Raw genomic sequence first — 12,652 nt, forward strand, 5'->3', positions numbered from 1 at the left:
CAAATGAACTACCACCAGGTAACCAACAGAGCCTTTTGAAGTGAAAGCCGCCTGAAAAGTCTGGCAGGTTCTTATGTAGCACAGTGCCAGGCTATTATGATCGGCCACAGCACTTCTTGTATTTCTTACCGCTACCACAAACACAAGGATCGTTGCGACCCGGCGTTTTTTCTACCACCCTGGTGGTTGGCAGGTTCTTCAGTAACTCCAGATCAGAGACATCTTCCTGCTTCTCTTCATCAATCTCAATGGTGTAAAACCAACCATTCTCTTCAAAAATGGCCGACAGCTCCTGCTCACGCTCTTCATTCTGAACAACCACACTGGCAGGATTTTTCTCAGTACCCAGCCGGGCTGTTTTCTTACGCTCGAAACCCCGGTTGTGTTTATCCGCAAGGTTCATCAGACGGTTGCCTTCGGCATAAAGCATAGGTAGCCCACCACATTTGATCGTAAATTTTTTATCCGTACCCGATAACCTCTGAGCAGGGATAGCCAGTAAAACCGACGTAATCTACTGGATTTGAAAGGATTTAGCCAGAAGTCTGATGAATTTTTAGTCAAATTGCTCATTACTCAGCCTCCAAGGCCGCGACTCCACGCCAGCGAGCCCTGATGACCAGTTCAAGAATGCCACCAGTGAAAACCGGGTCTATCCTTTCATCCATAACCGCTATCTCCATAGAAATCTGCTACCAAGAGCTTTTTAGCCATGCAAACCCAACTTAAGTCCTGCAGGTAGAATGACTGAAATCAACGCGTAATACTTGACACTCTTTTTTTTATATTTGATTATCCGCATATTCAAATATTCAAACTTATTCTTCAATTCATAAAACAACCTGAAGTAGTGAGGTCATCATGGCAGTAAAAGTAGGTATTAATGGTTTTGGCCGAATAGGCCGTCTGGTGTTGCGTGCAGCTTTTGACTGGCCAGAGCTGGAGTTTGTCAGAATCAACGATGTAGCAGGCAGTGCCCCAACCCTGGCGCACCTGCTGGAGTTTGATTCTGTTCAGGGTCGCTGGTCACGCAATATTTCAGCCGCTGACAACCGCATTAACGTTGATGGCAGAACGATTGCCTGCAGTCAGATGAAAGAAATAGACGACATTGACTGGTCAGACTGCGATGTGGTTATTGACAGCACCGGCGTTCACAAGAAAACGTCAATCCTGCAAAAATACCTCAATCAGGGTGTCAAGCGTGTGGTTGTAAGCGCTCCTGTCAAAGAAGAAGGGGTCCTGAACGCCGTTATGGGTGTTAACGATCACCTCTTCAATCCGGAAACACACCGGATTGTAACGGCTGCATCCTGCACCACCAATTGCCTGGCACCTGTCGTAAAAGTTATTCACGAGAACCTGGGCATTGTTCGTGGCAGCATGACGACTATCCACGACATCACCAACACCCAGACCATTCTTGATGCTCCCCACAAGGATCTTCGTCGTGCCAGAGCCTGCGGTATGTCACTGATTCCAACCACCACCGGCTCTGCAACAGCCATCACCCACATCTTTCCGGAATTGAAGGGCAAGCTGAATGGCCATGCTGTTCGTGTGCCTCTGGCCAACGCTTCTCTGACCGATATGGTGTTTGAAGTGGCAAAAGACACCCGTATTGAAGAAGTGAACAGTCTGCTGAAGTCAGCCGCCGAAAATGAACTGGAAAGCATTCTCGGTTACGAGGAAAGGCCCCTGGTTTCTATCGATTATCTGGGCGATACCCGCTCCAGTATTGTCGATGCGCTCTCAACCATGGTGGTCAATGATCGAATGGTGAAGATCTATGCCTGGTACGACAATGAGATGGGTTATTCAGCCAGAACGGCTGAACTGGCCAGAAAAGTCGGGCTAGGAGCCTGAGTTAATTTCAAACCCGGCCCTGAGCCGACCAAACCGAGTGTTATACGACGGACATTTATTACCGATGACGACACTGCTTTCTATCTTGTTTCTCTGTACCGGAAACTCGGCCCGCTCTCAGCTGGCAGAAGCCATCTTTCGCAATATGGCCGATGATGACTTCAGAGTTTTCAGTGCCGGAACCCAGCCCCAGGGTATTGATGACAGAGTCTTTCAGACGCTGAAAAAACGGGGCATCGCCGCTGATGGCCTGACAAGCAAGAGTCTGGAGGATCTTGAAGAACAGCATTTTGATTATGTTATCACCCTGTGTGATAACGCCAAAAACGAATGTGCTCACTACCCTCAATCGGACGCACTGTTACACTGGGATCTTGCAGACCCCAGACGACAGGAAGGTCTGAGCCCGTTTGAAACTACTGCAGACATTCTGGAAGGACACATCAAACTGTTTCTCCAGCTGAATACCCCCAACGTTATCAAAAATGATTCCAATCCGGGCGACTTTTTCAAGCTGCTTTCTGACAATACACGACTGCGTATTCTTATGCTGATTGAGGATGAACATGAACTCTGCGTCAATGATCTGGTAGAAGCCCTTCAGGAAAGTCAGTCCAAGATTTCCCGTCATCTGGCACAGATGCGTACTTTAAAAGTGCTGAGCTCTCATCGCCGTGCCCAGAACATTTTCTATCGCCTCAATCCCAATCTTCCACCCTGGATGAAGCTGATTCTGGCGGTAACAAGAACCGGCCAGCCGGATTTTATTAACCAGGAAAAGATCCGCCTGAAAGAACAGGCTTCAAACAGCAGCAGACAAAAGTCGGGAAAGTATGGTGTTAAAGAATCTGTCGTATGACCTCAGACAGTATTTGCTGGTGACGTTCAATTACTGGAATTTCACTCTGACCGATGGCGCCCTCCGGATGCTGGTGGTACTGCATTTTTACAGTCTTGGCTATCAGTCTCTGGAAATAGCCATGCTCTTTCTGTTCTATGAGTTCTTCGGTGTCGTAACCAACCTGGTCGGTGGCTGGCTGGCGTCCAGACTGGGACTGAACCGCACGATGAACTTCGGCCTTGGCCTGCAGATTTTTGCTTTGTTGTTGCTTACCGTACCTTCCCAGTGGTTATCGGTGCCACTGGTCATGTTTGCCCAGGCCCTTTCAGGTATTGCCAAAGACCTGAATAAAATGAGTGCCAAAACAGCCATCAAAAAACTGGTCAGTAGCAAACAACAGGGTAAGCTGTACCAATGGGTCGCTATCCTGACAGGATCAAAAAATGCTCTGAAAGGGGCTGGCTTCTTTCTGGGTGGTGCACTTTTATCACTGATTGGCTTCAGAAATACACTGTTTGCCATGGCGACAGTTCTGGCTCTGGTTCTGATTATGAGTCTGATCTGGCTGAACCGGGACTTCGGCAAGTCCAGAGCAAAAGCGAAATTTAGTCATATATTTTCTGACAACCGCGCCATCAACATCCTCTCAGCAGCCAGAATGTTTCTGTTTGGCTCCCGGGATGTCTGGTTTGTCATTGCCCTGCCGGTCTATCTCTCTGGTGTCTTTGAATGGAGTCACTCTGAAACCGGTGGCTTTATGGCCCTTTGGGTGATGGGTTATGGGTTTGTGCAAGGGCTGGCGCCACGAATTACCGACAATGAAAGTGACTCACCTCCCGGACGCAGAGCTGCCACTGTCTGGGCAGCAGCACTGTTATTATCCGCAATAGCTGTTGCCTCGGGCATCCAGCTGGAATGGCACCCTGAGCTGACTATTATTGCCGGACTGCTGGTGTTTGGTGCCATCTTCGCTATTAACTCCTCACTGCATTCATACCTGATTGTCAGCTATGCCCGGGAGGATGGGGCGTCCATGGATGTGGGATTCTATTATATGGCCAATGCCATGGGTCGACTGACGGGTACCCTATTATCAGGATGGCTGTTCCAGTTGGGTGGACTGACTGTCTGCCTCTGGGTATCCTGCCTGTTTGTTGCCTTGACTACATTGATCTCCCTTGGCCTGCCGAGGCTGCATCCTCATGCTCCCTCTCCCGTTAACAAGCTTTAAGACACAGGCTGAATCCATAAAAATATGCACAAATGTACCAATAAAGCCGCTAATTTAGTCAACATCCAGTTTGAAAAGGTCAAGAGAGTGTCAGAACCCACAAAAAAAGCTCTGAAAAGTTCAATTACTATAATCCCTGTGCCATTATTCAATATTTAATCATCAGGGCAGGGTTCTCCCTGTCTTTACCGGGTCTAAGCCCTTGACTGGCAGGACTTTGACCAACCCATTGGAGAAAAATAGTGAAAAAGGTTCTCAAAGTAACCGCGTTGGCCGCAGTAGTTGCTCTTGCCGCAGGTTGTAGGGAAAACACCCAACCCGTTACTGAAGAAGTCAAGCTGGAATCCCCTGAGCAGAAAGCCGCCTACGCTATGGGGGCTTCGCTGGGCAACTACGCAGATCAAACCCTCAAGCAGCAGGAAGAAATGGGTATCACCATTGACCGTGAACTGCTCAAGAAAGGATTTATGGAAGCCTTGAATGGCGAGAGTAAGCTGAACGATGAAGAGATTCGCACCGCCCTGCAGGGTCACGAAGAGCGTATCCGACCCATCATTGAGAAAAAGGTTCAGGAGCGTCTGGACGAAGACCGCAAGAAGGGAGAAGACTTCCTGAAGGAAAACGCCAAGAGAGAAGGCGTGAAAACCACTGATTCAGGTTTGCAGTACGAAGTCATTGAAGCCGGTAAAGAAGATGCAGCAAGGCCGGGCCCTGAAGACCAGGTCACCGTTCACTATACGGGCACCCTGATCGATGGCACCGTTTTCGACAGCAGTGTTGAGCGCGGCCAGCCAGCTACCTTCCCTCTTAACGGCGTGATCAAAGGCTGGCAGGAAGGTCTGCAATTGATGCCGGAAGGCTCCAAGTACAAGCTGTATATTCCAGCTGAACTGGGGTACGGTGATCAGGCTGCAGGGTCCATCCCACCAGCTTCTACACTGATCTTCGAAGTTGAACTGCTGGATATCGCTGACGACAGCGATAAAACCAAAAATGACAAAAACAGCACTGACAAGAAGTAATTCCTGACTATCGTTTTCAGTCAGTCAAAAAGGCCGGAGATCTTCCGGCCTTTTTTTATGTTAAAAAATGAGTACAGGTCGATACCAAAGAGAATCTGAAACCTTGTCGGCTCCCATTAATCTATACTGGACTCCTGCTTAGAAAATTGTCAAAGAGACTCTATTGAGGAACTACAATGCAGCGTTCAGGTGTGGCTCTTGTATTCACTCTTCTTCTAGTGGCGGCCGTTAGTTATGGCTATGTCTTATCCGACCCTGTTCTTGTTGATATTGATCGTCGTACCAGGCAAAAACCTTATATCACCAGGGACTATTATCCTGACTGGCTGAGTTCTTCAGAAAGCCTTTCCGGATTTTCGCTGTACTATACCCGAAATTGGGTAGTGGGTCTTGGGAGTATCAATGAACAGATTGAGTACATCAAAAGGCAGTTGGTCATGAGCTGCATAAACCCTGAAGATCCTGTGCTTTTCTCCGACGCAGAATTATCAGCACTCAACGCAGGTATTCCGGGCAGGCCTGAACGGCGACCTTTTGAAGAAGGTCCTTTTGAAGAGGCTCCTTCTGAAGAGGCTCCTTCTGAAGAGGCTCCTTCTTTAGACAATGTCTCTCGCGGCAGTCCAACTGCCAGGATATCCGAACTTTTTGATCGTGCCGGTGGCATTGATGACATTCAACAATTGTTTGCAGAACAAAAACTAACCCCTCTCAGGTTGGTTGAAGATATTTATCTCTGGTACGAAAAGAAGCTGCCAGAAAGTATGAAGGATGTGCTGATTGAACAAGACAAAAATCTGGCAATGAAAATGGCTGAAGCTTCGGATCTGCGATGGCGGAATTGTACTTCAGCATACCTGGGTGTTATTGAAGAGTGTAAAAAAAAACGGATTATTAGAGAGCTGGAAGGTATTCCTATTGCCGTAAGCTCAGAAATCAATGTTGCAGGGTATTACCCGACCGCTGGCCTTCGTCGCAAAATGGCCTATCATCCGACCTTTTACATGGCGTTTGAAAATACTGAATCTGAAGTGGTCCAACGGTTAAAGAGTGAGGGAGTTATTATTCTGGGGTCAACCCATCAACATATTCTCGGGCTTGGAGCAACGGGAGAAAATCCACAATTTCCCAGGATCTCTAATCGATTCAGTCCTTTCCATGTCGCGGGTGGATCATCCAGTGGCAGTGCCCTGATGGCTGCTCTTGGCTTGTCGCCATTAACAGTAGGTACCGATAATGGAGGGTCTGTATCCATTTCTGCCTCATTAAATGGTTTACCCGGTCTTAAACCCACCACAGACAAACTGTCCACCAAAAATTATGACTACGCAGTGCCGGCTCTGACGGCTATTGGACTTATTGGTAACCGTTTTAAAGATATTGCCCTCGGTTATCAGGTTTCAAGCGGAATTCATCCCACCCCTCAAGTAGCTGAGGCTTTGAAGACTCTAAAAATAGGCCTTGATCCTGATTGGCTTGAACATGCAGATAAAGAAGTTTCAGAGAAAACATTTGAATGTCTTGACCGATTGGGAACCCAACTTAAAAAACTGCAAAGTCACAAAGACAGCCTCTTTGTCAGAATGCAATTTATGCCTGAGAACTTCAGAAAACGGCTCTGGGCGACCCATATGATCCTGTTTGGGCATGGTGCAGCGGAGGGGAAATTCAAATTTGTAGGCAAAACTGATGGTATGGATTTACCCCATGAAACTGAAATGGCTCTGTTGATGGGCAAGGCCCTGTCTTATGAACAAGTCCAGCGAGCCAAACAAAACCAGAGAGACCTGGTCGGTCATTTTGAAAACAATATATTTTCAAAGGTTGATGTTATTGCCATGCCTACGACCTTAACGCCTGCTACAGCCAAATTGAAACACTGGCTAACAAATACAGCTGGCGAGTTGAATTTTGCCACCACGTATCTTCTGGCATTCAATACTTCGCTGGCCAACCTGACAGGCAGCCCAAGGATAACCATCCCCTGCGGCTTTAATCATGAAGACCTGCCTTTTGGTCTTCAGCTAATGGGTGCTTTTCATAGTGAATACCTGTTGCTTGCACTTGGCAATTTGCTTGAGCAGGAAATGGACGGAGAACTCAGAAAAAAGGCGGATAGCAACACGTTTTTGAAACGTTTTAAACCCTATCAAAAACCATCCCCTGATGATGGTGGCAGTGTTCCTTATAAAGTCAGGAAAGGAGATTTGTAGCTATTGCGCACCATGATGGTCAAAATTCCTTTCGCAGCACTGCTGCTTCCGCTGCCGTCTAGCAGCCTGTCGGACTTAAGACTGTCCTACCGGCAACTGCTCCTGCGTTGCTCTAGCTCCTGCATCCATGCAGTCGTGCGGTTGCAATAAATTGGTCTAAAAATCTCTGTTTCTTCGTCAAATAGCTCGCTATTCTCCTCAGAAACAGAGATTTTTATCCTCAATTTCTTGCAATCCTCGCTACGGACGCTTAAGTCCGACAGGCTGCTAGGAGTTTAGTGGCACCCTCGTTTGGGCGAGGGTTTGAACGTTTTTGCTAAAATGGCTCAGACTCCGAGTGTTCTATACTGGGCTCCTGTTGAAAAAATTGTTAATGATAATCTATTGAGGAACTCTAATGCGGCGTTCAGGTGTAGCTCTTGTATTCACTCTTCTTGTGATGGCAACCGGCAGTAATGGCTATGACTTATCTGACCCTACTCTTGTTGATATTTATAACCCTTACCGGCAAAAGCCTTATATTTCCTGGGACTATTACCCAGACTGGCTAAGCTCTTCACAAAACCTTTCCGGATTCTGGCTGTCCTTTGTTCGAAGTTGGGTAGTGGGTCATGGGACTGTTGATCGACAGATTGAGTTCGTCAAAAGTCAGTTGGTCATGAGTGGCATAAACCCTGAAGACCCTGTGCTTTTCTCTGAGGCAGAATTGACGGCTCTCAATCCAGGTATTCCGGACAAGCCAGAACGGGCTCCTTTTGAAGAGACAGCTTCTGAAGAGACACCTTCTGAAGAGAGAGGCTCTCGTGGCAGCACAACTGGCAAGATATCCGAACTTTTTGATCGTGCCGGTGGCATTGATGATATTCAGCAATTGTTTGCAGAACAAAAACTAACCCCTTCCAGGCTGGTTGAAAATATTTATGACTGGTACGAAAAAAAACTGCCAGAAAGCATGAAGGATGTACTGATTGAGCAAAACAAAGATCTCGCCATGCTTATGGCCAGGGCCTCCGATCAGCGGTGGCTAAAGTGTATTTCAGCGTATAATGGAGTTATTGAAGAGTGTAAAAAGCAACGGATTATCAGCGAGTTGGAAGGTATTCCTATTGCTGTAAAATCAGAAGTCAATGTTGCAGGCTATTACGCGACCGCTGGCGTTAATCGAAAAAAAATAGCCGATCAATCGCTTTTTCCCATTGTCACTGAAGAGACTGAATCTGAAGTGGTACGATTGTTAAAGCATGAGGGTGTTATTATCCTGGGCCTAACCAATCAACATCTTTTCGGGCTTGGGGCAACGGGAGAAAACCCCCACTTTCCCGGGATCTCTAATCGATTCAGTTCTTTCCATGTCGCGGGTGGATCATCCAGTGGCAGTGCCCTGATGGTTGCCCTTGGCCTGTCGCCATTAACAGTAGGGACTGATGGTGGTGGCTCTGTATCCATTCCTGCCTCATTAAATGGTTTACCCGGTCTCAAACCCACATCTGACAAGTTGTCCACCAAAAATTACATCAACGCTGAGTTAGACATGGTGGCTATTGGGCTCATCGGTAAGCGTTTTAAAGATATTGCTCTGGGCTATCAGGTTGCAAGCGGACGTCATCCCACCCTTCAAGTAGCTGAAGCTTTGAAGACTCTAAAAATAGGCCTTGATCCTGACTGGCTTGAACATGCAGACAAAGAAGTTTCAGAGAAAACATTTGAATGTCTCGACCGATTAGGAACCCGACTTAAAAAACTGCAAAATCGCAAAGACAACCTGTTCGTCAAAATGCAGTTTACCTCTGAGAATTTCAGAAAACGGCTCTGGGCAACCCATATAACCCTGTTTGGGAGCTGGGCAGCGAAAGGGAATCTCAATTTTTTGGGCAAAGGTATACCTTATGAAACTGAAATGGCCCTGTTAATGGGCAAAGCCCTGTCTAATGAACAGGCCGAACGAGCCAGACAGAACCAGAAAGTGCTGGCAGATCACTTTGAAAAAAATATCTTCTCAAAGGTTGATGTTATTGCAATGCCAACAACGTTAACGCCTGCTCCGGCCAGAGTGAACCACTGGCTAACAAATACCGCTGGCGAGTTGAATTTAGCCAAAGCTTACCTTCTGGCATTTAATACTTCACTGGCCAACCTCACAGGAGGCCCCAGGGTGACCATTCCCTGCGGCTTTAATCATGAAGACCTGCCTTTTGGCCTTCAGTTAATGGGAGCAATTGACAGCGAATATCTGTTGCTTGCCATTGGCAGTTTGCTTGAACAGGAGATGGCTGAAGAACTCGTGAAAAAGGCGGAGAGCAATACGTTTTTGAAAGGTTTTAAACCCCATGAAAAACCATCCCCTGACGCTCATCTGCCTCATAAAGATTTATAGCTATTGTAAACAGGCTGATAGCGGCTGCTGCACTAACAAATGAACTTTTAGAATCTTCAACTGTCAAAAGTTATATACACAATGCAGTAGAGGAGTGCAGGGATGCTGAAGTGCTTTTTCTTGTCAAAACACTGGGCTATATGGGCCTGGGGAGGACTTGCCGCCCTGCTGACCTCCATATTTATTGAAGTCAGCATGATGGTCAGAATGAATGAATGGTATGGCGAGATGTGGAATATGATGCAGCTGGCCAAACCGGAAACCATTGGCCGTTTCTGGGAACTGATTCTTCTATTCTGCGCCATAGTTTTTCCCTATATTTTATTGAGAACCCTTTCCAGCTTCCTTTCACAGCACTTTTGCTTCCGCTGGCGGCAAGCCATGACCCTGGCTTACCTGCCCTTCTGGCAAAAAGTAGATAGCGATATTGAGGGTGCCTCCCAACGCTTACAGGAAGATCCCCAGCGTTTTGCCAGAGTTACCGAACTGCTGGCCCTGGGACTGTTTCGCTCCATTCTGACATTGATCGCTTTTATCCCCATTCTCTGGACGCTCAGCGAAGAGATTTGTAGCAAGCTGGCGGATTGGCTCAACAGCCCGGCTTTTACGGAGAGCTATGATAAAATTCCACTATCCCTGAAAGGCATGGAAATCATGGGTCAGATACCTGGTTCCCTGCTCTGGTTTTCCTGCCTCCTGTCTTTCAGCGCCGTCATCATCTCCTACGTTGTGGGCATCCGCCTGCCCGGCCTTGAATACAACAACCAGAAAGTTGAAGCCCGCTTCAGAAAACAGCTGGTTTATGCTGAAGACGATAAAAACTACGCCGAAACTCCAACGCTGCTGGAGCTGTTTACAGGACTGCGTTTGAACTATTTTCGACTGTTTCTCAACCACTCCTACTTTTCCCTCTGGCAGAACTTCTTTTTCCAGTTTGTGTCCATTGCCGACCTGATGGTCATTGGTCCGGGCGTTATTTACGGCATCATCCTGATGGGGACTTTAAACAGAGTGTCCCATGCATTTAGCAGTGTTTCGGACAGCCTTTCCTACTTTACTGAAAACTGGGCAAACGTCACTGAGTTGTTATCCATTATTAAACGCCTGAGAGAGTTTGAAGTGAATATCGGTTATCGTTCTGAACCGGGGTCATCCGGACTGTTTAAAATTCAATAATAATCTTAACTCTGCGCTGGCGTTGCTCTAGCTCCTGGATCCATGCGCAGCAAATTGGTCGGCCTTCTGGATCTTTCCGGGTCGTTTAATATCCTTCATAACTAAAGCATCGGCCACACTTCAGAAAGCAAATCTATCACGGGCTTAATAATATGAAAATTAATACAATCAGACATTTTTTAATTTTTATAATTATTTTTTTTATTTCAAATGCGGTATCTGCCCAATCAATCTGCCCTATTTGTCTTGAAATATTGCACTATGAGGATAAAGGTATTTCTTTATGCTGTCAGCATACATTTCATGAGCGTTGTATTTCACGCTGGAATAAAAGAGAAAAAAAAGACACATGCCCAATATGCAGAAAGGAACTAATCTACCATCACGATTTGCATATTTTAAAAGCTCATGACTTATGCGGAAAAGTTCCTTACATTAAAATTGAAATCACACCCCACCTTTGCTCTTTTTCTGAACTTTTCTCTGTCAGATCAAGAGTAGATGAGGTTTTATCTGTAATCTTAAAAAAAGAAATTGATATGAGATTGGAAGAAGAAATAGAACGCTTAAGATTGAAGATCATTAATCTACATCTTGTTGACGATGATGACGATGACGATGACTTGTGAAAGCATTACAGTCGTTCTGTGCTATCAAGCTGATTGAAACCGGAATGCTGACCTGCCGTGTTGACGTGTCTGATCCAGTAAAATTGCGGCCCCGGTGCGACCCAATAGCCGGTTCAGTAGCGATCTACGCTGGTTGGTATTGATGGGAATGACATTACAATACTTGTCCTATACTCTGCTGAAATTAACGGGGGAATTACATCATGGATAATGATCAGAAAACACTTTACGAGTCCGACTTCTATAGCTGGACTAAACAGCAGGCTCAACTCATTAAAGAACGCCGGTTCGACGAACTTGATCTCGATAACCTTGCTGAAGAAGTGGAAGATATGGGGAAGTATGAGCCGCGTTCATTAACCAGTCACCTGATGCAACTGCTCATGCACTTATTAAAATGGCAATACCAGCCAGAGCGACGTTCAAGAAGCTGGCGAGACTCCATCATTTTACAAAGAGCCAAGGCTAAAGATTTACTTGATGAAAACCCCGGTCTGAAGCTCAGGAAGGCAGAACTGTATAAAAAAGCCTACCAAAAAGCCGTCGTCCTTGCGGCCAAGCAAACCGAGTTACTCCTTAAAACCTTCCCTTCAGAATGTCCGTGGACGTATGAAGAAGTCATGCACGATGACTTTCTTCCAAAGGACCCGCCGCACTAGTAGGCTGACCGAGAATAGCGCCCGTCTGGGCGACCCCGTCCAGGCGACCCAACAACTCTTCAATGCTGAGCAACAATGCCCTTCTCTATTCGCTGACTCAGATCAGCCAGCAAATAACTGAAGCTTTCAACCCATTGCTCAGAAGTGCTTCCTTTTGGGAGATTTCTGGTTAACCTGACGGTGCGAAATTCAACGCTTGCCTGTTTTTTAAGGAGGGTAAAACTGGCATCCAGCTCCATGTTATTGCCAGACCAGGCCAGATTATTAATGTCAACTGCCACAGCAATATCAGGTGCCTGACTCCTCAACCAGGGTCCGGCCTGAATATCAGAGTGAGGAAATAATGCCATCAGATTCTGAGTCAGGGTACGTGTGATTGCATCCTGTAGTGGTTCACCCCAACGCTGATTATCGAAGCGGATAAGTTTGTACCCCCCGTCGTTTATAATCAGACCAGATCGATCCATCCAGCCCGGGATTCTGGCCGGAGCCACTCCGATTGACGATACTCTAGTCTGACCGGACTCCCCCTCAACTACCGGCTTCAGAGTGTAGTACTGAAAAGGTCTGACTTGACTCACGCAGGCCGACATAAGAAACACGGCAATCAGAGGCAGAAACCATTTAACATGACTTTTCATGAC

11 protein-coding genes are annotated in these 12,652 nt (G+C 46.7%); 9 read left to right on the plus strand and 2 right to left on the minus strand.

Annotated features, from left to right (window positions below; translation table 11 throughout):
- Positions 1-94 precede the first annotated feature (94 nt).
- Positions 95-430, minus strand: coding sequence for a PBPRA1643 family SWIM/SEC-C metal-binding motif protein (locus ACOJUN_RS00335; RefSeq protein ID WP_422134705.1), 336 nt, complete (start codon positions 428-430; stop codon positions 95-97).
- Between the two features lie 431 nt (positions 431-861).
- Here ACOJUN_RS00335 and ACOJUN_RS00340 point away from each other — a divergent pair, with 431 nt between their 5' ends.
- The 9 genes from ACOJUN_RS00340 to ACOJUN_RS00380 all read left to right on the plus strand — a co-directional run bounded on the left by ACOJUN_RS00340 (position 862) and on the right by ACOJUN_RS00380 (position 12,008).
- Positions 862-1,866: an ArsJ-associated glyceraldehyde-3-phosphate dehydrogenase gene (locus tag ACOJUN_RS00340; RefSeq protein WP_422134706.1), complete on the plus strand. Its 1,005-nt coding sequence runs from the start codon at positions 862-864 to the stop codon at positions 1,864-1,866.
- 64 nt (positions 1,867-1,930) lie between these two features.
- Positions 1,931-2,725: a metalloregulator ArsR/SmtB family transcription factor gene (locus ACOJUN_RS00345; protein WP_422134707.1), complete on the plus strand. Its 795-nt coding sequence runs from the start codon at positions 1,931-1,933 to the stop codon at positions 2,723-2,725.
- Positions 2,700-3,938, plus strand: coding sequence for an organoarsenical effux MFS transporter ArsJ (arsJ, locus tag ACOJUN_RS00350; RefSeq protein ID WP_422134708.1), 1,239 nt, complete (start codon positions 2,700-2,702; stop codon positions 3,936-3,938). Before ACOJUN_RS00345 ends, arsJ begins: the two co-directional genes overlap by 26 nt.
- 242 nt (positions 3,939-4,180) lie before the next feature.
- The gene (fkpA, locus tag ACOJUN_RS00355) at positions 4,181-4,960 is read left to right on the plus strand and encodes an FKBP-type peptidyl-prolyl cis-trans isomerase (protein ID WP_422134709.1); all 780 of its coding nucleotides are present in this window, start codon (positions 4,181-4,183) and stop codon (positions 4,958-4,960) included.
- A gap of 176 nt (positions 4,961-5,136) precedes the next feature.
- The gene (locus ACOJUN_RS00360; protein WP_422134710.1) at positions 5,137-7,170 is read left to right on the plus strand and encodes an amidase; all 2,034 of its coding nucleotides are present in this window, start codon (positions 5,137-5,139) and stop codon (positions 7,168-7,170) included.
- Between the two features lie 397 nt (positions 7,171-7,567).
- A complete protein-coding gene (locus ACOJUN_RS00365; protein WP_422134711.1) occupies positions 7,568-9,544 on the plus strand; it encodes an amidase in 1,977 nt (658 codons plus the stop codon).
- A gap of 102 nt (positions 9,545-9,646) precedes the next feature.
- Positions 9,647-10,720 carry an SbmA/BacA-like family transporter gene (locus ACOJUN_RS00370; protein WP_422134712.1) on the plus strand — a complete coding sequence of 358 codons (1,074 nt, stop codon included), beginning with the start codon at positions 9,647-9,649 and terminating at the stop codon, positions 10,718-10,720.
- A gap of 152 nt (positions 10,721-10,872) precedes the next feature.
- On the plus strand, positions 10,873-11,349 hold the full coding sequence (locus ACOJUN_RS00375) for an RING finger domain-containing protein (protein WP_422134713.1): 477 nt from the start codon (positions 10,873-10,875) through the stop codon (positions 11,347-11,349).
- 203 nt (positions 11,350-11,552) lie between these two features.
- Positions 11,553-12,008 carry a DUF29 domain-containing protein gene (locus ACOJUN_RS00380; RefSeq protein WP_422134714.1) on the plus strand — a complete coding sequence of 152 codons (456 nt, stop codon included), beginning with the start codon at positions 11,553-11,555 and terminating at the stop codon, positions 12,006-12,008.
- A 59-nt stretch (positions 12,009-12,067) separates the two neighbouring features.
- Here ACOJUN_RS00380 and ACOJUN_RS00385 read toward each other — a convergent pair whose 3' ends face one another.
- Complete coding sequence (locus tag ACOJUN_RS00385) at positions 12,068-12,649, minus strand: PqiC family protein (RefSeq protein ID WP_422134715.1); 582 nt, start codon at positions 12,647-12,649, stop codon at positions 12,068-12,070.
- Positions 12,650-12,652 lie beyond the last annotated feature (3 nt).

Source organism: Endozoicomonas sp. ALD040 (assembly GCF_049275945.1).
In the GTDB taxonomy this organism is placed as follows: Bacteria; Pseudomonadota; Gammaproteobacteria; order Pseudomonadales; family Endozoicomonadaceae; genus Endozoicomonas_A.